This is a genomic window from Fusobacterium sp. SYSU M8D902, assembly GCF_040199715.1.
GTDB lineage: Bacteria > Fusobacteriota > Fusobacteriia > Fusobacteriales > Fusobacteriaceae > Fusobacterium_A.
On record NZ_JBEFNA010000010.1, the window covers coordinates 1 to 23,496 of the forward strand.

25 protein-coding genes, 1 pseudogene and 1 riboswitch are annotated in these 23,496 nt (G+C 29.6%); of the genes and pseudogenes, 18 read left to right on the forward strand and 8 right to left on the reverse strand.

Going from position 1 to position 23,496, the window contains the following annotated elements; genetic code table 11:
• Positions 1-78: 78 nt before the first annotated feature.
• Positions 79-510, forward strand: a pseudogene (locus tag ABNK64_RS05395) (2-hydroxycarboxylate transporter family protein); the annotation flags it as partial.
• Positions 511-568: 58 nt separating this feature from the next.
• Here ABNK64_RS05395 and ABNK64_RS05400 read toward each other — a convergent pair.
• The 7 genes from ABNK64_RS05400 to ABNK64_RS05430 are packed head-to-tail and all read right to left on the reverse strand — an operon-like array spanning position 569 to position 7,802.
• Positions 569-1,291, reverse strand: a complete 723-nt coding sequence (locus ABNK64_RS05400; RefSeq protein ID WP_300340841.1) for a COG1470 family protein — start codon at positions 1,289-1,291, stop codon at positions 569-571.
• Positions 1,292-1,304: 13 nt separating this feature from the next.
• A complete protein-coding gene (locus tag ABNK64_RS05405; RefSeq protein ID WP_349763734.1) occupies positions 1,305-2,981 on the reverse strand; it encodes a hypothetical protein in 1,677 nt (558 codons plus the stop codon).
• A complete protein-coding gene (locus ABNK64_RS05410) occupies positions 2,978-3,412 on the reverse strand; it encodes a hypothetical protein (RefSeq protein WP_349763735.1) in 435 nt (144 codons plus the stop codon). The genes ABNK64_RS05405 and ABNK64_RS05410 overlap by 4 nt, the downstream gene beginning before the upstream one ends.
• Positions 3,409-3,888, reverse strand: a complete 480-nt coding sequence (locus ABNK64_RS05415; protein WP_349763736.1) for a hypothetical protein — start codon at positions 3,886-3,888, stop codon at positions 3,409-3,411. Before ABNK64_RS05415 ends, ABNK64_RS05410 begins: the two co-directional genes overlap by 4 nt.
• Positions 3,889-3,893: 5 nt before the next feature.
• Positions 3,894-6,488, reverse strand: coding sequence for a hypothetical protein (locus ABNK64_RS05420; protein ID WP_349763737.1), 2,595 nt, complete (start codon positions 6,486-6,488; stop codon positions 3,894-3,896).
• 12 nt (positions 6,489-6,500) lie between these two features.
• Positions 6,501-7,205 carry a fimbrial biogenesis chaperone gene (locus ABNK64_RS05425; protein WP_300390280.1) on the reverse strand — a complete coding sequence of 235 codons (705 nt, stop codon included), beginning with the start codon at positions 7,203-7,205 and terminating at the stop codon, positions 6,501-6,503.
• A gap of 48 nt (positions 7,206-7,253) precedes the next feature.
• Positions 7,254-7,802 carry a hypothetical protein gene (locus ABNK64_RS05430; protein WP_349763738.1) on the reverse strand — a complete coding sequence of 183 codons (549 nt, stop codon included), beginning with the start codon at positions 7,800-7,802 and terminating at the stop codon, positions 7,254-7,256.
• A 409-nt stretch (positions 7,803-8,211) separates the two neighbouring features.
• On the opposite strand from ABNK64_RS05430, the gene ABNK64_RS05435 reads away from it, so the two are divergent.
• Entirely contained in the window at positions 8,212-9,444 is a 1,233-nt protein-coding gene (locus ABNK64_RS05435) for a Fic family protein (RefSeq protein WP_349763739.1), read from the forward strand.
• A gap of 180 nt (positions 9,445-9,624) precedes the next feature.
• Here ABNK64_RS05435 and ABNK64_RS05440 read toward each other — a convergent pair whose 3' ends face one another.
• Entirely contained in the window at positions 9,625-9,837 is a 213-nt protein-coding gene (locus tag ABNK64_RS05440; protein WP_349763740.1) for a DUF7675 family protein, read from the reverse strand.
• Between the two features lie 634 nt (positions 9,838-10,471).
• Here ABNK64_RS05440 and ABNK64_RS05445 point away from each other — a divergent pair.
• From ABNK64_RS05445 to ABNK64_RS05520, 16 genes are all read left to right on the forward strand, one after another.
• Positions 10,472-10,654 (forward strand): type II toxin-antitoxin system HicA family toxin, encoded by a 183-nt coding sequence (locus ABNK64_RS05445; protein ID WP_349763741.1) that lies wholly within the window; start codon positions 10,472-10,474, stop codon positions 10,652-10,654.
• Positions 10,655-10,686: 32 nt separating this feature from the next.
• A complete protein-coding gene (locus tag ABNK64_RS05450; RefSeq protein WP_349763742.1) occupies positions 10,687-11,097 on the forward strand; it encodes a type II toxin-antitoxin system HicB family antitoxin in 411 nt (136 codons plus the stop codon).
• A 138-nt stretch (positions 11,098-11,235) separates the two neighbouring features.
• Complete coding sequence (locus ABNK64_RS05455; RefSeq protein WP_349763743.1) at positions 11,236-11,466, forward strand: hypothetical protein; 231 nt, start codon at positions 11,236-11,238, stop codon at positions 11,464-11,466.
• A gap of 171 nt (positions 11,467-11,637) precedes the next feature.
• Positions 11,638-11,865: a tyrosine-type recombinase/integrase gene (locus tag ABNK64_RS05460; RefSeq protein ID WP_349763744.1), complete on the forward strand. Its 228-nt coding sequence runs from the start codon at positions 11,638-11,640 to the stop codon at positions 11,863-11,865.
• A 120-nt stretch (positions 11,866-11,985) separates the two neighbouring features.
• Positions 11,986-13,029, forward strand: a complete 1,044-nt coding sequence (gene dinB / locus ABNK64_RS05465; RefSeq protein ID WP_349763745.1) for a DNA polymerase IV — start codon at positions 11,986-11,988, stop codon at positions 13,027-13,029.
• Positions 13,030-13,083: 54 nt separating this feature from the next.
• Positions 13,084-13,350 (forward strand): hypothetical protein, encoded by a 267-nt coding sequence (locus tag ABNK64_RS05470; protein ID WP_349763746.1) that lies wholly within the window; start codon positions 13,084-13,086, stop codon positions 13,348-13,350.
• Positions 13,351-13,371: 21 nt separating this feature from the next.
• Positions 13,372-14,247 carry a DUF2156 domain-containing protein gene (locus ABNK64_RS05475; protein ID WP_349763747.1) on the forward strand — a complete coding sequence of 292 codons (876 nt, stop codon included), beginning with the start codon at positions 13,372-13,374 and terminating at the stop codon, positions 14,245-14,247.
• Between the two features lie 13 nt (positions 14,248-14,260).
• Positions 14,261-14,947, forward strand: coding sequence for a PdaC/SigV domain-containing protein (locus ABNK64_RS05480; protein WP_291255364.1), 687 nt, complete (start codon positions 14,261-14,263; stop codon positions 14,945-14,947).
• Between the two features lie 81 nt (positions 14,948-15,028).
• Complete coding sequence (locus ABNK64_RS05485; protein WP_291255363.1) at positions 15,029-15,235, forward strand: DUF896 domain-containing protein; 207 nt, start codon at positions 15,029-15,031, stop codon at positions 15,233-15,235.
• An 18-nt stretch (positions 15,236-15,253) separates the two neighbouring features.
• Positions 15,254-16,645: an asparagine--tRNA ligase gene (gene asnS, locus ABNK64_RS05490; RefSeq protein WP_291255362.1), complete on the forward strand. Its 1,392-nt coding sequence runs from the start codon at positions 15,254-15,256 to the stop codon at positions 16,643-16,645.
• Positions 16,646-16,658: 13 nt separating this feature from the next.
• Positions 16,659-17,681, forward strand: coding sequence for an alpha/beta hydrolase (locus ABNK64_RS05495; protein WP_349763748.1), 1,023 nt, complete (start codon positions 16,659-16,661; stop codon positions 17,679-17,681).
• Between the two features lie 47 nt (positions 17,682-17,728).
• Positions 17,729-18,274 carry a ribonuclease M5 gene (gene rnmV, locus ABNK64_RS05500; RefSeq protein ID WP_291255360.1) on the forward strand — a complete coding sequence of 182 codons (546 nt, stop codon included), beginning with the start codon at positions 17,729-17,731 and terminating at the stop codon, positions 18,272-18,274.
• Between the two features lie 121 nt (positions 18,275-18,395).
• A riboswitch (purine riboswitch) is annotated at positions 18,396-18,495 on the forward strand.
• 89 nt (positions 18,496-18,584) lie between these two features.
• Positions 18,585-19,919 carry a uracil-xanthine permease family protein gene (locus ABNK64_RS05505; protein ID WP_349763749.1) on the forward strand — a complete coding sequence of 445 codons (1,335 nt, stop codon included), beginning with the start codon at positions 18,585-18,587 and terminating at the stop codon, positions 19,917-19,919.
• Between the two features lie 26 nt (positions 19,920-19,945).
• The gene (locus tag ABNK64_RS05510) at positions 19,946-20,734 is read left to right on the forward strand and encodes an FAD binding domain-containing protein (protein ID WP_349763750.1); all 789 of its coding nucleotides are present in this window, start codon (positions 19,946-19,948) and stop codon (positions 20,732-20,734) included.
• Positions 20,734-21,189 (forward strand): (2Fe-2S)-binding protein, encoded by a 456-nt coding sequence (locus ABNK64_RS05515; protein ID WP_291255357.1) that lies wholly within the window; start codon positions 20,734-20,736, stop codon positions 21,187-21,189. The genes ABNK64_RS05510 and ABNK64_RS05515 overlap by 1 nt, the downstream gene beginning before the upstream one ends.
• Positions 21,189-23,438 (forward strand): xanthine dehydrogenase family protein molybdopterin-binding subunit, encoded by a 2,250-nt coding sequence (locus ABNK64_RS05520; RefSeq protein ID WP_349763751.1) that lies wholly within the window; start codon positions 21,189-21,191, stop codon positions 23,436-23,438. The genes ABNK64_RS05515 and ABNK64_RS05520 overlap by 1 nt, the downstream gene beginning before the upstream one ends.
• The last annotated feature ends 58 nt before the right edge of the window (positions 23,439-23,496 follow it).

A 23,496-nucleotide genomic window follows, 5' to 3' on the forward strand; every position in this document is an offset into this window, starting at 1 on the left:
TTTAGGGTAAATTTACAATGGATTTTTTATTGAAATTTTATGCTGCAACTTCTTGGAATTCTATTATACACCAAACAGATGATAATATCAGTTGTTATATGTAAATTGTTTGGAGCAATAGATCCATATTATGAGGGGTGTTGTGCAAAATGGTTTAACTTTGTGGCTAAGAACTTTACAATTCCACTATTAGTTGGAATAGGAGTGGCTTATACAAGTATAGAGCAAGTTCTAGCATCATTTAGCTTAACTTATATAGTTTTAGTTACAACAACTGTTGTAGGGGCTATTATAGGTACAGCAATAGTTGGACATTTTATAGGTTTCTATGTGATAGAAGGGTCTATAACTGCAGGACTTTGTATGGCAAATATGGGTGGAACAGGAGATGTGGCTGTTTTATCAGCAGCAAATAGAATGGTACTTATGCCATTTGCTCAGATCTCTTCAAGAATAGGTGGGGCGTTTATGTTACTACTCACTTCCCTTATAATAAATTTTGTAAAATAAAAAAGAGTTGATAAAAAAGGAAAAAAGTTACTTCAGAGTAATTTTTTTCCTTTTTAGTTTAAAATTTAACTATTTTTAGAATGTTTTGACTAGGGAATTCAATAACCTCAATTTTATCAAGATCAGTTATACTAGAAAAATTATCACTTAAAAGAGTATCAAAATTTTTGCTCTGATCAATAAAGATAAATCCACCGTCAATAACTTGAGAACTATTTTTACCATAGGCTGTAACTCTATATTGAACAAATCTCTTTTTAGTAAGATTTTTTAATGTTCCTTTTATATGAAGTCTACCATTTTTTTTATAGACTTTATAGTTGTAGAGATCAACTTTTGGGGGAAGATCACCAACCCAAGCAAACATCTGTATAGCTATATTTACTCCAAATTGAGTGCCTGCTACAAGGGCAGTTTTTTCTTTATCAAAGACAAAATCTGGAATGGTAATACTCTCTATGTAAGTATAGAAGGCATACTCTCCTACTTGAGCATTCAAAGGAGAGTTAGCAAAAATCTTCAAGCACCTGCTCTCTCCAGGTTTTATAGTCATATATCTAGGCTGAAATACCACCCACTTATCCATACTCTTCTCCTTTATTTTACTAGGAAGAGCACTAAATCGGTAACGAACAGTATGGTTTGTCTTATTACTTATGGTATATTCTTGAAAAGCACCTCCATTATCCAGACGTTGTCCAAAATAATCTGGGGTAATTTCAAAGGCAAATAGATTTAAAGTGATTATGAAGGTAAAAATAAGTGTTGTAATTTTTTTCATAGTTAGCTCCTTTTTAAAATTTTCCACTCTTATTTTTTGGAACAAGAGTAACCTTTACATTTAATCTCCCTTGGTAGTATCCTGGGATAGTTTTTGTGTAATCAACAATTTGGGCTGTGATTAGAAATTTTCTTTTGTTAAATCGTTCATCAACACTTATTGGCTCTTTAGGTATGATTGAGTTAACCTGAGCAGTAACAAATTTTGTAGGATCAAGTCTGTTCTTTTTTCCAATATATTTTAAAGTCATACTTTTTTCAGTTTCGACTAAACAATCATAATTTTTATTGTATTCAGTAGCTATTTCAGCTGTTTTTTTCTCACCAATAGAACCATTTTTAACTTTACCAAATTCAAAATTTTGAAGGGTATTAACAAGGAGGTCAGGTTTTGGATCTTCAGTAAAAAGAATTTCCAAAACAGTATTGGGAAGGAGAAAGCCACCATAGAACTCAGTTTTAATCTTGTCTATTCCCACTTTTTTAAACTCCTCTCTATTTATTTTACAAGTGATTATGTTATTAGCAATAGAGTAGGAGATAGAGTCTTTTCCTAAACTCAGATTTAAATCCATATATTCTTTTACTTTAGGACCTTTTTTTACCTGTTTATTTCCTCTATAAAAGAATATCTGCTTAGATTTAGTATCAAATATCCTAGCTCCAAAAAATGAATCTTCTTGAATAACTTCAGAAGAGGGAAGGTGGTTTTCAATATACCCCCACCACAATATTTTCTTTATATAAAAAATATCATTATTAAGTGTTTTTGCATAAACTTTGATAACTCCATTGTGTTCCCAGAGAAGACTATAGGGTTTAAATGAATAAAAATTAGCAGGAGGAGTATCAATATTCGTGCCTCTTTTCATCAATCTAGGTCTTGTTGAAAACTTTACCTCAATAGGATAACTAGACAGATTGCTCTCTTCAGATTTTAATACATACTCTTTAGATTCAAGTGGTATATTGATATTGGAATCAATTTTTCCATAGAGAGTGTCAGAGTTATGTATATTATTTAGATTGGTTAATTGCTTATTATTTTCAAAATAGAGAGAGATTGGAATTTTTTCTTTAAACTCCTTCCCTTCTAAAAAGTACTTGATATTCCTAATATCTAAAACAATATTTTGATTGCTCTCTTTTCTATGAGATATTTTAGCTATTTTGAGAACTACTCCATATCTATCAAGCTTGTAAAGTGTATCTTTTGTGTCGTTGACACTTTCAATTATAATATGTCCGTCTGCTCTTGAAAGATCAACATATTCATCTACTATTCTTCCAGTGTAAACTTTTTTTATCCTATCTCCTTGGATCAACCAAAAATATAGTTGTTTAGGAGTAGAGGTAAAAGAGTAATCAACTTCTAAATACTTTTTATTGTTAAGAGAGATAACTTTATTTGGGAACATTCCAACAATATCTGTAAAGGATCTTATACCCTTTATGCTATCAGTTATATATACCCTGTTTGAAAATAGATCCATATCTGATGTCAGTTCAGCATAGAATTTTTTATTGTTACGATCGACTATTAAATCCAAATAATTGTTGCTTTTAATTTTTGTAACCTCTATATTCAATTGAGCAGTACGTCCTTTTTCATAAGCCATTATCCCAGCTGTTCCCAAAATTGTATTTGTAAATAGGAGAAAAGAGATGAGAGTGGTAATTATTTTTTTCAAATCTCCTCCTCCTTACCATAAATAGAGTAGTTAAGAGGAAGAGTTCCCAGATAATCTCCCTCTATCTCATTTTGATTTTTTCCTTGAGAAAACTCTTTCTTATCTAAAATAACAAAGTATATGAGCTTTTCATTCTCCTTCTCTATTATGATCTCATCTTTTTTATTTTCAAAATTAATATTTTCACTTTTAATAAAGTTTTTTCCATTACTTAAAACCAATTGTTCAGGAGTTTTAAATTTAATAAGTTTTCCAATATCCTCATCTAGATTATCTGTAGTTATTATGATTATTCCTCTAGCAGTAGCACTATATAGTCCACTATTTTGTGCTCTGATTTCGTGAAATTCTAAAGGTTTAACCTTTATTTTAATTTCAGAATAAGAGATTCTATTAAAAATTAAAAGCAAAAGTGTAATTAACTTTTTCATCTACTATCTACCTCCACAGTTATATATACTCTTTTTCTATGAGTTCCCTCCTTACTAATATTTTTTCCAGAAATTTTAACATAGTTATCTCGAATAATTTTACTATCAATATTTTTATTAACATAGATTACAGTGTCAATTTTTCCATCACTATCTATATCAATCTCTTTATTACTGAGATTAAATCTGTATTTATAAAAAGTATCAGGTTTTTTGTTTAATTCCATTTCAAACGGAAGAGTAATCTCCTCATCATCTACAACTAAGGTTTTTACCTCTATATCTGAGATAACTTCTAGTGGAACAAACACTTTAGCCTTAGCATCAACTCTGATTGAATCACTTTTTATTAACTTTCTCTCTTTTTTTACAACTTTTGTACTCTCTTTGTTTTCTGTATCTACAGTAGTTACTGTGGTTTCAGCCCAAAGAAGAGCAGAGGAGATAAAACATAGAGAGATAATTTTTTTTAACATCTTTTCTAACTCCTTTCTACTATTTTATTTTTATCAATAGTTGCATTTAATATAATTGTATTTCCATTTCCTTTTTTGTATTTAACTCTTATTTTTTTTATTAAAGGAGTTATATTTGTATTTTTAAATGATCTGATCTCAAGAGTGTATTCACCTTGAGGAAGTTGACTGATATCATAGTAACCTAAATAATCAGGAAGTGTGTTAGTAATCAAATTTCCTTTACTATCTTTTAGAGTAATTACTATTTCTGAAAGTATTTTTTCATCAAGTTGTAACTGTCCAGAGACACTGAAAAAAGGTTTAATTGGAATATCTACAAGAATATCCCCACTACCTGTTCCCTTAAGATAGAGTTTTGTATTATATAGATCATAGCCAGGAAATCTAATAATTGGTTTAAGTTCATAGAGTATATCATTGGGAATATTGTAAAAATATATGGGTTTTTTAGAGTTTGTTATCTTCTTTTCTCCATTAATTTCAATTTGAACATTCCCTACAAAGCTCTCCCCAATATCATATCTATTATTTCCATTTAAATCTAAAAAGCTTCTCACTTTAGCTCGAGAACTATCCATATTATCAATCGGTTTTCTAATATCCTTGAGATCCATAATTCTATTGAATCCAAGAGAAATATCGTAATTTCCATTATCTTTTGTATTCACATCAATTTTAAATAGATTGTCAAGCTCTATATTGAACTTAAAGGTTAGTTTTTCTCTCTCCTTTTTGTCATAGGAAAATTCAATAGAGTAGTTTACTCCACTGTTTCCTCTGATGTTGTACAGGGCTATTTTACTTTTTAGATCTCTTTCTCTTTCTGTTATGGAGCTATTCCATCTGATTCCATAATTATTAGGTAGGTAGTAATAGAGATTGGCCGAGTAAATATCATCTCTATTGTCAGCTCTCTCATATTCAAATGTAGTTAAAACCCTTCCAAAAGATTTAGAAATCTCCATATCCCAATTATATTCACTATATCTTTCGCCCTTCCAACTCTCTCTCCATTCATAGGATTGATTTAGTGTTAGAAAGGAGAAAGGTTGGTAGTTTAATGACAGAGTATCTAAATTTTTATCAGAATAGTATTCACTATAATTAGCTTTTTCATACTCAAAAGTTAAATCTGAAATTTTGATCTGTGTTTTTCCAAAAAAACTGTTACTCTTCCTATAGATATTTTTATTCAATATTTTTTCACTGTTTAGATCAATAGTATAGGTAATAAAATCAAGAGTATTTGTATATATAAGCTCCATACCACCAAACTCTAAATACTTTAAATCTCTGTTATTATCTTTATTAACCAATAATTTTGGAGATTTAGAGTAGCTACCACCAATTGTTAAAAAGTCAGTAATACCATAAAATATCTTGGAGTTAAATTCACTTCTTTTTCTATCATATGAATCTTCCAACTGAGAAATATCTAGTTGATATTGAAATTCACCTCTATTCTGTTGATTAAAATTATCAGCTGTTTCAATAGTTTTAATCTCTATTGTTCCGTTGGGGTTGTGTATTCTAAGAGTGTACTCTCTATTATCTCTAAGTTCCTTATTATCAAAAACAACTACTCCATTAACAGCATCTTGAATATCAATAGTGGTTCCTAGATAGATCAGTTCTACACGACTTCCAATTGGTACATTCTCTTTGATAATAAAGTTTTTTCCATTGTCATAATAGCCAAGGTTTTTATCAATTGAGATAGAGTTAATCCAACTACCATTGAAGCTCTTTTCTCCCTTAAACTCTAAGTAGTGATAGTAGGGTAAGTTATCATAACGTAGTTTTAAAAGATCCAATTTTCTGTTTTTTAAATCATAATTTCCAGTAAAAGTTCCATAGAGTAGATCGCTTTGATATATCAGTTTACCATTCCAATCACTATTTTTTTTCTTGGAAAATCTAGAAAAATATCGATTAAAATCAACTTGTAAATAACCTAAATTGATAAGCTGATGTTTATTTGTATAGTATATTTCATCAATGTTTTTTTTCTTTTCTAATAGGGATTTAGTTTCTTTTAGTCTATTGCTAATTTTATCAGGAAGGTTGTATTTAGAAGTTAGAGATAACTGTTGCTTATTGTTATCAATGTGAAAAGTTGAAGTGAAAATGTTTTTAAATAGATTGATACTAATATAATATCTATTCTCCTCTATATAAAAATCAGATTGTTTAAATTCTGCTGTTCTATTATCTTGTATAACCGTGAAATTTTCAAAATCAATCTCCACTTTATTTAAAGAATCTTCTAAATACATCGTTAATACACTATTTTTAAATTGATAGTTATTAAAATGTATTAATTTAAAGTAATCATCTAAGGATATATAATTTTTATTATTTCTAGTTAATATTTTTAAGTTGTTTGTTATTAGTTTTCTATCAATAAAAAGAGAGTATGAATAATCTTCTTTTAATCTACCCTCTAATTCTGCTTTTAAAAAAGCATAATCTTCATTAGTTATATAATTTTTAGCTTTTAATTGTTCTAGTTTTTCAAGTATTAATCTATCTTCTCCCAAAATAGTGGTACTTACTAAAATAAGAGAAGAGAGAAAAAAAATAAGTTTTTTCTTCATTGAAGTCTTCTCCTATCTTAATTTAAAGATTTTGATCTCTTCATCACTATCAAAATCTTTAATCACCAGTTTTTTAGGTCTTTTATAATTTTTATCTTTTAAATAGTAAAATTCATTTTCCTTAAATTCAAGGGAATCCCCTTTATTTAAACGTAGATTTCCTAAGAAATATTCATCTAAATAAATCTTGTATCTTCCCTGCCTTTTACCTATATTGGTAATTGTTCCTTTTAATGTAACTCTATCACTGTTCTCTTCAATACCTATATTTTTTATCTCTAATTTTGGGAATATGTTGCCAGCATATCCATTTAATACAAGTTTGAAATCTGTATATACAGCAATAGAACTTTTTTCCTTTTTAATCTCTTCTTCATATACAGGAATCTCTCTAATACCTAAAATTGCAGAATACTCACCTTCAGGAAGTGGTTCATAACTAGCTATATTGATCTTTATTATTCCCTCTTCTCCAGGTTTTAAAGTTAGAGAGTGTGGAAAATAGTTTATCCATTTTGACATATCTCTATCTTTACTGTTAGAAGGCTTTTCAACATAAACACGATAAAATATTGGTTTATCTGTTTGATTAAATAGTGAGTATTCTTGATAACTCCCCTCATCATCAATTTTTTTATCAAAGGAGAGAGGGTAGATATTAATATAGGCATATGTTATCTGTAAGGAGAGAAGAAAGAGTGTTATTAATTTTGTCATAAGATCTCCTATTTTAAAATAGGAAGAGATGGTTCTCTTCCTAATTGCCTAATATTTTGAATTTTTTGTGTATGTAACTACTAAATTTTGAGGAGTAGTAGTGTAAGTCTTTAAGTTTTCATAAATATATTGACTATTATCTTTGTTAGAAAGGGTTGAAGTAACAGAAAATTCAGCCTCAACATCTTTACCAATGGAATTTTTGTTGACAGAAGTGCTAATAGTTGTTTGTAGATTTGTGGTATCTACAAAGGGAATAATTTCACTAGTTCCACTTTTTCCATCAAAGCTTATTGAAATTTCACCTGTACTATAATTTCCCGGTGTTGTTTGAATAATTTTAAACTTTTCAGTAACTGGAGTAAGTCTAGAGATCTCTGTTCCATTCTTGATTTTTCCATGGTTTAAAGTTATTTTATCAATATCATTTCCTTCAGAATTTACAATTTTGAAAGAGATATCTTCTGGGATAATTTCAACAGTAGCTTCAACAGGTACAGTGACACTATTTTTTGTTTCACCACTTGTTACAACCCCTTGAATAGCACCAAAACTAATTAAAGAGATTGAGCATGTTAAAAAAATAATTTTTTTCATAATAATATTACCTCACAATAAGTTGTTTAAATGTTTTTTACTTAAAGAAAGGAATTGTTTTTATTTTAAATAAAGTCACAATTCCTATAATTTCTTTAAATAATAGAAGTAATTACAATTAATACAGAATTACTAAAAAGTAAGAGTTAAAATATAAAAATATTGTAGAAATAATATCAAAAATAATTGGTAATTATATGGTTGAAAGATGAAGAATGTGAAGAATAGATAAAAGCTTCTATTTTTATATCCTTAAAAAATTAATATCAATAGATATAAATTAATAAAAATATATTGTTTTGTATTATTTTTGATAACTTTTTAATAAAATAATAAAAAATCAACTTTTTTTATATTTTAAAATATAGTATAATATAGTAATAAATGTAATATAGGAGGTTTTTGTAAAATGATTCAATATGAAAGTTTAGAAAAATTACATTTTAAAGGTGAAAATGTAGTTGAGGAATATAGAAAAAGAATTGAGAATTATTGTACTTATAATACTGAATTAAAAATTTATCCTATATTAAGAGGAGAAAGAGTGGTAAAGGAACAGTATTCTTTATTCTGTTTACCTATAAATGAAATTAATTTTCTTCAAGAAAAAATATTTTTAAATAGTAAAAAGATTATGGCACTAGATTCAGAGTTACCAGATGCTGCAAAGTTTGCTTGTATCAATGATATTATGACAAATGAAATTACTAAAACTAATGGAATCGAAGGGATACATTCGACCAAAAAAGAGATATATGAGAGTATGGAACAAAAGAAAAACACTCGTTATTCTGGTATTGTTAATAAATATACCCAAATTATATTAAATAATATTGAAAATATTGATTCTCCAGAACAAATAAGAAAAATGTATGATGATATATTTTCAGAAGATATTTTAAAAAATCCAGAAAATAAATTAGATGGAGTTTTATTTAGAAAAGGAAGAATAAATGTTTCAAATGGAACTAGTAACATACATAGTGGAGATCCTTCAGAAAACACCATAGTAGAGCATATTAGTGACTTAATTAAATTTATGAATAGAAAGGATATTCCTTCTTTGATAAAAGCTTCTATTGTTCATTATTATTTTGAGTATATACACCCATTCTATGATGGAAATGGAAGATTTGGAAGATTCCTTTTCTCTATGTATTTAGCAAGAAAAATAGATATTTATACAGGTTTATCTCTTTCTTATTCAATATTTGGAGATAGAAAAAAATATGCTGAACTTTTCTTAAATACTTCAAAAGTAAAAAATTATGGAGAGATAACATTCTTTGTAATAGGAATGTTAAATTTCATTGTTAATGGTCAAGAAAGTATTATACAAATGCTTAAGGATAAGATATTAAAACTTAACTATGCAGAGAAGTATATAAAAAGTATTGAGTCCTCTTTTAATCTCTCAGAGATTGAATGTAATATATTATTTATCTATATTCAAAACTATATTTTTGCTAAAGAAAATCCATTATCCGATAAGGAATTATTAAAATATGTAGAAGGAATAAAAAGTATTCAAACTTTAAGACGTCATTTAGATAATTTAACAGATTTAGGTTTAATTGATTTAAATTCAAAGAAACCTTTAATCAGAATTATTAGTAATACTATTAAGGAAGTGTTAGATTGATAATTCCATATGGCTATAAATGGAAAAGAAAAAATACTGATAATTAAATCGAGTACTTGACAGGGTATAGTTCAGTTGTTATTACAGGAATATTATGATTAAGTAAAACAAGTTTAAGATCAAAAGTTAAATAATTAAGCACCTAGATTTCTCTAAGTGTTTAATTATTAACTTTAATTTTTATTTACTTCTATCTTTAAAAAATTTAGCCCAGTATGGATTTTCTCTATCAAATATTTCTTTCTCTTTTTTAGATAGAGTGTGAGGATAATCTGCAAATAAATTGTAGATTTTCTTTTTATCAAAACTAAATAAAAATTCTCCTTTGGTATCTAAGTCATTAACCCACCAAATAGTATCATCTTTATTTTCTTTATAAAAATCACTTTTCATATCCCTCAACTCCTTTTAGCTGCTTTTTTTTAGCTGTATTAATAAATCCCAACATTTGTTTAAATTCTTTATTACTTATAAATATACTTTACGATTTCCTTTAAAATCAAAAGTTTTATAACCATTCTTATTTCAAGCATATACAAAGGCTAAAGATGAACAGGATACCTTATTTTATTTCTAACATCAAGTTCTGAAATAATAACCTCATCAAGAGAAATGGTTAAGAATTTTTCTATACCTATATATTTCCCCTGCTTTTTTATGCAGCTTTTTATTATTATTTGAGTTATTATCTAATTGTATTATATCATTTTTTTCAAATTTTTGCTTTATATATTATTATACCATTCTTTATAAGTTATGTTTATGGAACATATCCTACTAAGTTAATAGCCAATGGAGTTCCTAAAAATAGTATCATTGCTGGTAAAATCAGTAAAATCTTTTTTCGTGAAACAATGAAAATTTAATGAACTTGAAATTAAAGCAGAAAATGTTTAGGCACTAAAATTAAAAGAAAAAAGTACAGTGATTAATTGAAACTTATTGAATATTAGCAAGTGAATAAAACTGAGGAAAAAAACATTGACGTACACACTAATAATGTGTATAATATAAATGAGGTGATACCATGGGAACAAACTTTAAAGACCTCATCCAGCTATTAAAAGAAAATGGTTGGGAATATTGTAGAACTAAAGGTAGCCATTATATTTATACTAAGAATGGGAAAGCCTTACCCATTCCTAGACATAACAAAGATATTGGTAAAGGGTTATACAATAAAATTCTTAAGGAAGCTAGGGCTAAATAGCTCTAGTTTCTCTTAACAAAAGGAGGGAAATTATGAAAGATAAATATATTTATCCTGCAATATTTCATGTAGCAGAAGAAGGTGGGTATTGGATAGAATTTCCAGATTTACCAATGGCTAATACTCAAGGAGAAGATTTAGAAGATGCCTTATTTATGGCAAAAGATTGTTTAGGAGTTTATTTAAGTTGCTTGGAAGAAGAAAATGAAAAGATACCTAGACCTACTATTCCATATACTAATACTAATGAGTTAAGCAATGGCGATTTTACTCAACTAGTAGAAGTTTATATGGCTCCTTACAGAGATGAGTATAAGAATGAAATGGAAAGAAAAAATGTGACAATCCCAAGATGGCTTAATGATATTGTAAAAGAAAAGAAGATAAATTGTTCTGCAGTCCTAACTACTGCTTTAAAGGAAAAATTAGGAATTACATATTAAATTTATGAATAGCTTTATTAAGCCTCAGAGTAAAATCTGAGGTTTTTGTTTATATAGTTCTATATCAAGTTGCAAATAATTTAATAAATAGTAATCTTCAGTATTAATTTACTAGGGATTTTTTATTGGAGGAAGAAAATGGAATTTAACATAAATGATTTAGAAAAATATAAAAATAAAATAATGAAATTAAAAAAGAAAGTTCTGAAGTTTGATAATGGGTATTCAAATATTTACTCATTAATTTTAATAGGTAACAATTCGATATTTGATAAAAGAAATATTGTAAAAGTAAAAAATGAAAATTGTGATATGTTCAAAATGGAGATTTTTAGGTATGAGCAGACAAGCAAAGAAAAGAGAAATTAATAAATATAATGAAAATTTAATCTTGATTAATTTGGTAAAAAGAGGGTATTATATAAGTAATCCTCTCTTTTTTACAAAAAATAAAGTTATAGAGGAGAAAATTATGAAAAATGAAAACGGATCAGGAAATATTTATAAAATTAAAGAGAAAAAGGAAATACTGCTACTCAATTGAGTTACTCTACTTTTAAACCTAGGTTTATTAAGTTAATGAAAGAACTGGGGTTAGAACATACTATTCATGATACACGGCATACCTTTGCAACTTTGTTAAGCAATGCTAATGCTAATCCAACTTCAATTGTTAGGTTAATAGGTCATAGTAAATTTTCTACTACTGAAAATATTTATACTCATAAAGATATTAAAGAGTTAGAAAAGGCAATAAATTTAATTTAATTTTTGCTAGCTACTTGCTAGCTAAAAAGAAAAAATACAGAGAATTTAGATAATAAATATAATACATAAAAAATAGAAAGCCTTGATTTTAAAGAGGTTTTGAAAAATAAGGAGTGATTAATGGATAAGATAATCATGCATTATGACATGGACTGTTTTTATGCTTCAATAGAGATCAGAGATAATCCAAAATATAGAGGGCTCCCATTAGTAGTAGGTGGTGGTGTAGTTACAACAGCTAGTTATGAAGCTAGAAAATATGGCATACACTCTGCTATGAGTGTTTTTGAAGCTAAAAAGCTTTGTCCTAATTTGCTAGTGATACCTGTTGATAAAGATAAATATATAAAGATTTCACAACAAATTCAAAGATTAGTTTTAAAAGTTACAGAAAAGGTGGAGTTTATAGCCTTAGATGAAGGTTATGTAGATATAACAGATATAGCAAAAAAGTATGATTCTTTGGATAAGTTTGCTAAAAAATTTCAAGAGAGAATAAAGCATCATACCAATCTAACTTGTTCTGTGGGAATAGGAATAAATAAATTGAGTGCTAAAATTGGAAGTGGAATAAATAAACCTGGGGGAAGATATATATTCAATTCACAGATGGAGTTTGCAACTTATATTGGACCAAAAGATATTAAGATAGTTCAAGGGGTAGGGAAAAAATTAAGAGAGTTATTAAATAGAGATGAAATATATAAAGTGGAGGATCTTCTGCCCTACACATTTCAAGAGTTGGTAAATAGGTATGGGAAATCTAGAGGAGAACTCTTATATCTCTCTTGCAGAGGTATAGATTATAGTGAAATTGAGTATAAAAGAGAGATACATTCCATTGGAAATGAAAATACTTACAGATACCCTCTTGATTCAGATGGGAATATTCAAAAGGAGTTAAATGATATATTTGAATACTCCTATCAGAGATTATTAAAAAAAGAGTTGATAAGTAAAACAATAATATTGAAAGTAAAATATAGTGATGGGAGTTTAATAACTCGCTCAAAGACTTTATCAAGACCAACTGATGATAAAATAATACTTTTTGAAAATTTAGAATTATTGTTGGAGGAGATAGAGGACAAGCCAATAAAACTATTAGGAATATCATTTGGTAATTTAATAAAAAAATCTATTAGGCAATTAAGCTTTTTTTAGGTATAATATAGAAAAAGGTGTATAATAGGTTGTGAAGCAAAAGGAGAGATAGCTATGGGATTATTAAGATTAATAGTGTTTATAGGGGTGTTTTTTGGAATAACTTATGGGATTGAGCTTGTTTTACCACCATTTGGAAAGTTATTCTATACTAATCCGTTGGATATAATAGGATCAATAGCTCAAGGAATATCTTATGGAGTGAATATAGCACCAAAATATGCCTTTGGATTAACAGTTTTCTTAATAGGACTTCCACCCCTAATAATAAGTATTCAGATTGGAAAAAAACTAAAAAAGAGTGGAAAATATAGATTTTAGAGTATTTTAAGGAGAAAATTAATGGAGTGGAAAGAGTATGGTATTCAGGATAAAGAGATAATTGATGAGTATCTAAAAGGAAAATTCAATATAAGTGATTATAATTTTACAAATCAATACCTATGGAGCATAGGAGAAGAGAGTAAATATAAGATAGAGAATAATGTTTTGATAGTTAAAGGAGTTTTTGCAGAAGAGGAGTATTATTATATGCCTGTCCCTAAAGATAAGACAGATGATAATTTGAAGGCTTTAGTTGAGGTAATAAGGGAGATTATCCAAGATGGGCATAGAATAATCCTTGTTCCAGAAGAGTGGAAAGAGATCTTAGAGAAAGACTTTATTCTTGAAGAGAGAAGAGAGAGTTTTGATTATATCTATAACTCTAAAGACTTAGGAACCTTAAAAGGGAGAAAATACACTAAAAAGAAGAACAAAATAAACAATTTTACTAAAACATACAATTACACTTATGAGAGAATCTCTGAAGATAATATTAATGAAGTAATTGAGTTTCAAAAAAATTGGTGTTTAGAAAGGGAGTGTGATACTATTCCTATACTAAAAAATGAAAACCTTGGAATAATGAATCTTTTAAATCATTATACTGAGATGGATTACATAGGGGCTATGATAAAGATAGAGAATAAAGTTATAGCTTATTCATTGGGAGAGATTCTAAATGATGACTATGGAGTGATTCATATTGAGAAGGGGTTGAATGAGTATACAGGAAGCTATCAGTTAATAAATCATCTATTTGCACAGAATGAGTTTTCTAATTGTAAATATATTAATAGGGAAGATGACTTTGGTGACGAAGGATTAAGAGAAGCAAAAGAGTCTTATCATCCAGCTTTCTTGCTAAAGAAATATGAGATAGTTGGATTAAAATAAAGGAGTGAGAGAGATGACAACAAAGATTTTAAAATCAATATCAATAGGATTAATATTAATGTTTCAATTGGCTTGTAATGGAAAAAATGTGGATAACAATTTAAAAGTTAACTCATTGGACTACAAAAGTGAGGAGAATGCAGTTGCTAAATATGAATTAAAGATACCACAAATTGAAGATGAAAAGAGTGAGGATATAACTTATTTCAATGCTACAATGAAGGAGGAAATGAGATACATACTAGAAAATCTTTCAACTAGTGAAAATGATGGAAAAATACAAGATGCCTATGTTAATTTTGAAGAGTATAAAAACAATTTTGGTGTTCTATCAGTAACAGTATTATCAAGTGTATATACAGGTGGAGCACACTCTACAAATGGATTTGAGAGCTACAATATCAATTTAAAAGACAATAGCATTTTAACTTTTGATAAACTATTTACAGAAGAGGCTAAAGATTATTTTAATATGAAAATAAATGATATGATAAAAAATAAGGATAAGGTTTTAAACACTAATGGTGATGAAGTGATGTTCTTCGATAACTGTGAAGCTAATATAGCTAATGCCGTAGTGTATTTTGAAGGAGATAATGTTGTATTTGTATTCCATGAGTATGATTTATCACCGTATTCAAGTGGTATGCCTGTATTTAAATTCGATAAAAAAGATGTAAAAAAATATCTAAATATCTAGTCTTAGTAAAAAAAGTTGATTTATATATACAAAAAGTGATATAATATTCTGTATTATATATTTAAACATAGGAGAAGTAATATGGAAATGAAAGATATCATTGCAAAAGTCAATTATTTTTCTAAAATAGCTAAGGAAAGAGAGTTGACTGAAGCAGAAAAAGAAGAGAGACAAAAATATAGACAACTTTACTTAGAGCAGTTCAAAGCTCAAGTTAGAGGTCATCTAGACAATATAAAGATCGTAGATGGAGAAGTTGAAAACAAAGGAAAAATTAAGATAATATAGTTTATGGGGGCATATACAATGGAAAAAGTTACAGTAAAATCTCTATTTAGAGAAACAGAAAAATACCTGGACAAAGAAGTAGTAGTAACAGGTTGGGTAAAAAAGATAAGAGATCAGAAGAACTTTGGTTTTATTGAAATCAATGATGGTTCATTCTTTAAGGGAGTTCAAGTTGTATTTGATACAAGATTGGCAAACTTTGAAGAGATTTCACGTCTATCAATAATCTCTACAATAGAGGTAAAAGGAAAATTAGTAAAATCACAAGGTGCTGGACAAGCTTTTGAAATAGTAGCAGAAGAGATAAATGTATTTCAAAAAGCTGACTTAGATTATCCTTTACAAAATAAAAGACATACTTTCGAGTATTTAAGAACAAAAGCACACTTAAGACCAAGAACAAATACTTTTGCAGCAGTATTCAGAGTAAGATCTGTAGTTGCTTATGCAATACACAAGTTTTTCCAAGAGAACGGATTTGTATATGTACATACTCCAATCATAACAGGATCTGATTGTGAAGGTGCAGGAGAGATGTTCAGAGTAACAACTCTAGATATGAATAACCTACCTAAAAAAGAGGATGGAAGCATAGATAACAGTAAAGATTTCTTTGGTAAAGAGACTAACTTAACAGTAAGTGGACAATTAAGTGGAGAGACTTTCTGTTCAGCTTTTAGAAATATCTATACATTTGGACCTACATTTAGAGCAGAGAACTCTAATACAGCTAGACACGCTTCTGAGTTCTGGATGATAGAGCCTGAGATTGCTTTTGCTGACTTAGAAGCAAATATGGAATTAGCAGAATCAATGGTAAAATATATTATTAGATTCGTAATGGAACAATGTCCAGAAGAGATGGAATTTTTCAACAACTTCATAGAAAAAGGATTATTTGATAAGTTAAACAACGTATTAAACAATGAGTTTGGAAGACTTACATATACAGAAGCTATAGATATACTATTAAAATCAGGTAAGAAGTTTGATTACCCAGTTGAGTGGGGAATTGACTTACAAAGTGAGCATGAGAGATTCTTAGCTGAAGAGTATTTCAAAAAACCTGTGTTCTTAACTGATTATCCAAAAGATATTAAAGCTTTCTATATGAAGCTTAATCCAGATGGGAAAACAGTTAGAGCTATGGACCTTTTAGCTCCTGGAATTGGAGAGATAATTGGTGGTTCTCAAAGAGAGGATAGTTTAGAGATATTAGAAAATAGAATAGTAGAGTTAGGAATGAGACCAGAAGATTATGAGTTCTATTTAGACTTAAGAAGATTTGGAAGCTTCCCACACTCTGGATATGGACTAGGATTTGAAAGAATAATAATGTACATTACAGGAATGACAAATATCCGTGACGTAATTCCTTTCCCTAGAACACCAAATAACGCAGAATTTTAATTAAGAGGAATTTATGATAAAATTTTTTATAATCTTAGCAGGATTGGGGTTACTATTTTATGTAGTAACCTACCCCTATGCATTTAAACTTTCAAGGAAGATACGTAGAGTATTGTCCTTTGAAGAGGTAACCTATATAGAGAATCAAGATTTTGATTATAGCAGAATATCTCCAGAAGATCTGAAAAAAAGATTGGTGATGGAGAGGAAAATCTTAAAAAATGAACATATAACTGAGGAGTTAGAGTATGTAGTGATAAAAAATTCAGATGAGAAAAGAGATGATCTTCCATGCTTAATTTTACTTCACGGACTTAGAGATTCTTCAAATGATTGGTTAGAGAGAGGAAGAATAAGAGAGAATTATCTTACTCTTTTAGATCAGGGGAAGATAGATAAATTGAATATCGTACTTATAAACTCTGGTTGTAATGGAATGTCTTGGTATACAAACTTCTATAGAGATAGACACAATAGATATGAGGAGTCTCTAGTAAAAGGATTGTTAAGTGAATTAAAGCAAGAGTTTCCAAAATCTCAATTTGGAATAGCAGGATTTTCAATGGGAGGTTATGGAGCCTTTAAATTGGGACTTAAGAATCTGGATATATTTAAGGTGATTGGAAGTTTCTCAGGAGCTACAAGCATAGTGAGAATGAGTGTTAATAGAAGGGTTATTAGAATTTTTAATTTCTTATACATACCCAAACAACTTTTTACAAATGAAGATAAACTACATTTTCTAAGAGTTTTTGGTTCGTGGGGGTATAAGATTTTAAAAGAGGATCCTTATACATTGACTAAAAGATTACCTGAATCAAAATATAGAGATAGATATTTTTATCTAAGTGTAGGAGAAAAGGATGTAGAGACACATCTGATGTTACAGCAGTGGCTAGACACTGTTAGAAGAATGAAAAAACATAAGTATAACTTTATAGGTTATCTTTGTAAAAATGAGACTCACACTTGGGAGTATGTAGCAAGAGATTTAAAAAATTTTTTAGTATATTTTAATGAGAAGATAAAATTATAGAGTTAGGGGCTGTTACAAATTACAGCCCCTTTTAACAAGGAGTTAAAATGAAAAAAATTATAAAAGAGATCATAGTAGTAGAGGGAAGAGATGATATCTCTGCTGTAAAAGCAGCTGTTGATGCTGAGATAATTCAAGTAAATGGTTTTGCTGTGAGAAAAAAAGGTACTATTGAAAGAATACAGGTAGCTGAAAAAAATAGAGGAATAATAATATTAACAGATCCAGATTATGCTGGAGATGAAATTAGAAAATATATACATAAATTTTTTCCAGAGGCAAAAGATGCTTATATAAGAAGAAGTGAAGGGACAAAAGATGGAGATGTAGGAGTTGAAAATGCATCACCAGAGGCTATTATTAAAGCTCTTGAGAAGGCAAGATGTACTGTGGCTGAGGAGTTACAGGAGAATTTTACTGTGGAGTATCTAATGGAGTGTGGACTAATTGGAGGGGCAACTTCTAGTGAGAGAAGAGAGAAAGTTGGTGGAAAATTAGGTATAGGGTACTCAAATGGAAAACAATTCCTTTCAAAATTAAATAGATATGGAATAAGTAGAGAGGAATTTGAAGAGGCTTTAAAAGAGATCTAAACAAACAAGTTGTTTATAAATTGGATTTAAATTTATATATAAATAGGAAAAATATTTATATTGAATAAATAGTTCTAAAAAAGTAGTTGAATTATTGTGAAATATGTGTTATATTAAAGGTAAATGATAATAAATAAAAACTCATATATCCCTGTAATATGGTCAGGAGTCTCTACGGGTTGCCATTAGAATAACCCGCTATGAGTTGAAATTGTAAAATTCTTTTGTGGTATTTTTAAATATCAGTTTTTTGCTATTTCACTTCTAGATATATTCAGATAGATGAGAATAAAATTTTTAGGAGGAAAAAGTGAGAAATAGATCACCTTATCACTTAGATGGAGTTCCATCATTAAAAGAAGCTATACCATTAGGATTACAACATGTATTAGCCATGTTTGTAAGTAATATCACGCCGTTAATAATAGTAGCTGGAGCTCTAAAATTACCGTCTGAAACAAAAACTTTTCTAATTCAATGTACAATGTTTGTAGCTGGAGTGAATACTATGATACAAGCATATACTGTTGGACCTATCGGAGCCAAATTACCTATCGTTGTTGGTACAAGTTTTGCTTTTGTACCTGTTGCACTTTCAATTGGATTACAATATGGATATGAAGCTATATTAGGAGCTGCCTTAGTAGGTGGAATTTTTGAAGCATTCATAGGATTGATTATAAAGAAAATAAGAAGATACTTCCCACCAGTTGTAACTGGAGTTATTGTTTTATCTATTGGATTATCACTATTACCAGTTGGTGTATCAAATTTTGCTGGAGGAGTAGGAGCAGCAGATTTTGGTTCATTTTCAAACTTAACTTTAGGAATGATTGTTTTAATTACAGTTATTTATTTTAAACAGTTCACAAAGGGGATTACAAGTACAGGATCTATGTTTATAGGTACAGTAGTTGGATTTATAGTGGCTATATTTATGGGAAAAGTAGATTTATCAAGCATAGCTACAGCTGGATATTTCAATGTTCCAAGACCATTTACATATGGATTAACTTTTCACCTAGATGCTTGTTTGGCAATGGTAATGATGTATATAGTATCAGCTGTTGAAACAGTAGGAGATATGTCTGGAGTTACTATGGGTGGTGCTAATAGAGAGTTGACAGATAGAGAGTTATCTGGAGGAATATTAGCTGATGGAATAGGAAGTTGTATAGCAGCTAGTTTCTCAATATTGCCAACTACATCATTCAGTCAAAATACTGGACTTGTGACAATGACAGGAGTTATGAGTAGATTTGTAGTAGGGGTAGGGGCAGCATTCTTAATCTTAGGAGCTTTTATTCCAAAAGTAGGAGCGATACTTTCAATAGTTCCACCAAGTGTAATTGGAGGAAGTTTGGTAATGGTATTTGCTATGATCTCAATATCTGGAATTAACCTTATAACTAAGGAGCCATTAAAAGGAAGAAACGCTTTAATACTTTCAGTTTCTTTAGGACTAGGTTATGGATTGGGAAATGTTCCAGCAGCATTAAATAATTTCCCAGAGAGTATAAGACTTATATTTGGGGGATCTGGAATAGTTGTTTCAGGATCTATAGCAGTAATATTAAATTTAATACTACCTTTAGATGAAGAGTTAGATAATAAAAAAGTAGAAGAGAACAAAATAAAAGCATAAATTTATTAGTTATTAGGAGGTTAGTTTTGTTTAGCTTTAAAAATTATATAGCTGTAACTTCTTTGGAAGAAGCTTATGATGAACTATTAAAAAATAAAAAAAATATTATATTGGGGGGAACCTCTTATTTAAGAATGGGGAATGTAGCCTATAATACAGCTATTGATCTATCTAATCTTGAATTGGACTATATAAAAGAGGGAGAAACTTGTATTCATATAGGAGCAATGGCAAGTTTTAGAGATTTAGAGATAAATGAAATTACTCAACAACTATTTGATGGAGTGTTGGATAGATGTGTGAGAGGAATATTGGGAGTACAGTTTAGAAGTAATGTCAGAGTAGGAGCTACTGTATTTTCTAAATATGGATTTTCAGATTTAATTCCAACTCTATTAGCAATGGATTCCACTGTTGTTTTATACAAAGGTGGAGAGATCTCTTTGGAGGAGTATTTGAAAGAGGAGAGCCTAAGAAGAGATATTTTGGTGGAGATCAAGATAAAAAAAGAGGGAAGAGGATCTTTCCAAAGTATTAGAAAGAGTAAGACAGATTATGCTATAACAAATACTTGTGTAACTAAGATTGATGATAAGATAAGAGTAGCTATTGGAGTAAGACCTGGAAAAGCTGTATTATCTTATAGAGCTATGGAGATTTTAAATAATAATGAGAGAACAGAAGAGATAATAGATAGAGCTTGTGAAGCTATGAGTGAAGAGATTAGTTTTGGAAGTAATATGAGAGGAACAGCTGAATATAGAAGAGCTGTTTCTAAAAATCTTGTAAAAAGAGCAATTCAGGAGGTATTATAATGATATTAACTCTTAATGTGAATGGAAGAAAGAGAGAGATCTCAATATCTCCTGACGAATATTTACTTGATGTATTGAGAAAGTTGGGTTATTTAAGTGTAAAGAGAGGTTGTGATACAGGCTCTTGTGGTCTATGTACAGTTCTTGTAGAGGAGAAACCTGTACTCTCTTGTAGTACTCTAGCAGTGAGAGCTCAAGGGAAAAAAATAACAACTATTGAGGGTTGTCAGGAGGAAGCAAAAAGATTTGCAGAATTTATGGCAGCAGAGGGAGCAGAACAGTGTGGATATTGTGCTCCAGGATTTACATTGACAGTATTGGCTCTTATGAAAGAGAATGAGAATCCGACAGATGAGGAGATTTTACACTATTTAAATGGAAACCTATGTAGATGTAGTGGATATATATCTCAACTTAGAGCTATTAAAAACTTTATGGAGGCAGAGAAAAGATAATGAGATTTGTAAATAAAGAGATGAAAAAAATAGATGGAATAGGTCTTATTACAGGAAAGCCATTCTATACTGAAGATCTAGTTGCAAACCAAGAATATCTGATAGTAAAGCTTTTAAGATCTCCTCACGCCTATGCTAAGATAAAGAGCATAGATATAACAATAGCTTTGAAAGTTCCAGGAGTAGAGGGAATTTATACATACAAAGATGTACCACAAACTATGTTTACATTGGCAGGACAATCTTATCCAGAGCCATCTCCATATGATAGAAAAATTTTAGATGAATATGTGAGATACGTGGGAGATCCTGTAGCTATAGTAGCAGCAGTTGATGAAGAATCAGCTGAAAAGGCTATGAAGCTTATAAAGGTGGAGTACGAAGTTTTAGAGGCAGTAGTAGACTATGAAAAAGCTTTGGACTCACATATTTTAGTACATAAAGATAGAGCACATATAAACTATGACACTATAGGTTATGATAATAAAAGAAACTTAGCTTCCTCTTATTTGCAGGAGAAGGGAGATGTAGAGAAAGGATTTTCAGAAAGTGAAGTAATAATTGAAAACACTTACTACACACAACCTCAAATTCATGCAATGATGGAAACATATAGATCAGCTTCATATTTTGATGTATATGGAAGGTTGACAGTAATCTCTTCTACACAGATACCTTTTCATGTTAGAAGACATCTAGCTAGAGCCTTAGATTATCCAAGTAGTAAGATAAGAGTTATCAAACCAAAATTAGGTGGAGGTTTTGGTGGGAAACAAACTTCTGTATGTGAGATATATACAGCTTTTGTAACATTAAAAACTGGAAAACCATCTAAGATTATATATACAAGAAAAGAGACACAAGCTTATTCAAATACTAGACATGGAATGAGATTAACAGTAAAAATTGGTTCAGATAGAGAGGGAAATATAAAGGCTATAGATATAAAAGTATTATCAAATACAGGAGCTTATGGAGAACATGCTCCAACAGTTACATCTCTAGTAGTGTATAAAACATTCCCATTATATGAGAAAGTCCCAATGAGATGTAAGGCTGATATAGTTTATTCGAATACTATGGTTGGGGGAGCATTCAGAGGATATGGAGCTACTCAGGGGACATTTGCTGTGGAGTCAGCTGTCAATGAGTTAGCACACAAATTGGGAATGGATCCAACAGAGATTAGAATGAAAAACTTAGTTGATCAATCTGAAACTGTAAGTGGAGATATAAAAAAATGTATCCAAATTGGAAAAGAGGCTTTTGATTGGAAAAATAGAAAAGTAGTAGATATGGGAAATGGAAAAGTCAGAGCTTCAGGAATGGCTGTAACTATGCAAGGGTCAGGAATAGCAGGTTTAGATACAGGATCAGCAACTGTAAAATTCCACGATAGTGGAGATTTTACACTTATGATAGGTGTAACAGATATGGGACAAGGTTGTGATACTGTTCTAACTCAGATGGCAGCTGAAATATTGGAAGTTCCAATGGATAAGATAGTATTGAATGCAGCAGATACAGATGTATCACCTTATGACCCGGGAGCATATGCTTCAAGTGGGACATATGTAACAGGAAATGCTGTTATAATAGCTTGTGAAAAGATGAAAAAAGAGATTTTAGCTTCAGCTTCTAAACTTATGAATAAAGATATAGATGAATTGCAATATACTGGAGAGTATGTTGAAGCTAAAGATGGAACAAGATTGACTTTAAAAGAGATAGCTATAAGAAGTGTAGGATTTGAAGGGAAAAATCAGATAACTACAACAGGAACTTGGGGAGGAGAAAATTCACCACCACCATTTATAGCTAGTTTTGCAGAAGTTGAAGTGGATACATTAACAGGAGAAACTAATGTAGTTGATTTCCTTTCAGTTGCTGATTGTGGAACACCAATTAACCCAGCTCTAGCAAGAGTACAGGTAGAGGGGGGAATAGCTCAGGGGATAGGATTAGCACTTACTGAGGAGATAACTATTGATAAAAATGGAAAACTTTTACAAGATACATTGATGCAGTATAAGATACCTTCAAGAAAGGATTTAGGACCAAAAGTAGAGGTGTTGTTCAGTTACTCAAATGAACCAACAGGACCATTTGGAGCTAAATCAATAGGTGAGGTAGTTATAAATACACCAGCTCCAGCAATAGCTGATGCAATATATAAGGCAACAAAATCAAGAGTTAGAAGTCTACCTATAACTAGTGAAAAATTATTCTGGGAAATGTATTCAAAATAATTGTAGATTGTGATATAATATACAAATATCATTAATTTAGAAGTAAATATTGGAGGCT

Bases quoted from the DNA above. Each gene is read 5' to 3' on its own strand.
- dinB (WP_349763745.1), top strand. From the start codon at position 11,986: ATGGATAAGATAATCATGCATTATGACATGGACTGTTTTTATGCTTCA.
- ABNK64_RS05520 (WP_349763751.1), top strand. From the start codon at position 21,189: ATGAGATTTGTAAATAAAGAGATGAAAAAAATAGATGGAATAGGTCTT.
- ABNK64_RS05400 (WP_300340841.1), bottom strand. From the start codon at position 1,291: ATGAAAAAAATTACAACACTTATTTTTACCTTCATAATCACTTTAAAT.
- ABNK64_RS05480 (WP_291255364.1), top strand. From the start codon at position 14,261: ATGACAACAAAGATTTTAAAATCAATATCAATAGGATTAATATTAATG.
- asnS (WP_291255362.1), top strand. From the start codon at position 15,254: ATGGAAAAAGTTACAGTAAAATCTCTATTTAGAGAAACAGAAAAATAC.
- ABNK64_RS05450 (WP_349763742.1), top strand. From the start codon at position 10,687: ATGAAAGATAAATATATTTATCCTGCAATATTTCATGTAGCAGAAGAA.
- ABNK64_RS05410 (WP_349763735.1), bottom strand. From the start codon at position 3,412: ATGAAAAAGTTAATTACACTTTTGCTTTTAATTTTTAATAGAATCTCT.
- ABNK64_RS05440 (WP_349763740.1), bottom strand. From the start codon at position 9,837: ATGAAAAGTGATTTTTATAAAGAAAATAAAGATGATACTATTTGGTGG.
- ABNK64_RS05415 (WP_349763736.1), bottom strand. From the start codon at position 3,888: ATGTTAAAAAAAATTATCTCTCTATGTTTTATCTCCTCTGCTCTTCTT.
- ABNK64_RS05475 (WP_349763747.1), top strand. From the start codon at position 13,372: ATGGAGTGGAAAGAGTATGGTATTCAGGATAAAGAGATAATTGATGAG.
- rnmV (WP_291255360.1), top strand. From the start codon at position 17,729: ATGAAAAAAATTATAAAAGAGATCATAGTAGTAGAGGGAAGAGATGAT.
- ABNK64_RS05515 (WP_291255357.1), top strand. From the start codon at position 20,734: ATGATATTAACTCTTAATGTGAATGGAAGAAAGAGAGAGATCTCAATA.
- ABNK64_RS05420 (WP_349763737.1), bottom strand. From the start codon at position 6,488: ATGAAGAAAAAACTTATTTTTTTTCTCTCTTCTCTTATTTTAGTAAGT.
- ABNK64_RS05430 (WP_349763738.1), bottom strand. From the start codon at position 7,802: ATGAAAAAAATTATTTTTTTAACATGCTCAATCTCTTTAATTAGTTTT.
- ABNK64_RS05435 (WP_349763739.1), top strand. From the start codon at position 8,212: ATGATTCAATATGAAAGTTTAGAAAAATTACATTTTAAAGGTGAAAAT.
- ABNK64_RS05485 (WP_291255363.1), top strand. From the start codon at position 15,029: ATGGAAATGAAAGATATCATTGCAAAAGTCAATTATTTTTCTAAAATA.
- ABNK64_RS05470 (WP_349763746.1), top strand. From the start codon at position 13,084: ATGGGATTATTAAGATTAATAGTGTTTATAGGGGTGTTTTTTGGAATA.
- ABNK64_RS05445 (WP_349763741.1), top strand. From the start codon at position 10,472: ATGGGAACAAACTTTAAAGACCTCATCCAGCTATTAAAAGAAAATGGT.
- ABNK64_RS05455 (WP_349763743.1), top strand. From the start codon at position 11,236: ATGGAATTTAACATAAATGATTTAGAAAAATATAAAAATAAAATAATG.
- ABNK64_RS05495 (WP_349763748.1), top strand. From the start codon at position 16,659: ATGATAAAATTTTTTATAATCTTAGCAGGATTGGGGTTACTATTTTAT.
- ABNK64_RS05425 (WP_300390280.1), bottom strand. From the start codon at position 7,205: ATGACAAAATTAATAACACTCTTTCTTCTCTCCTTACAGATAACATAT.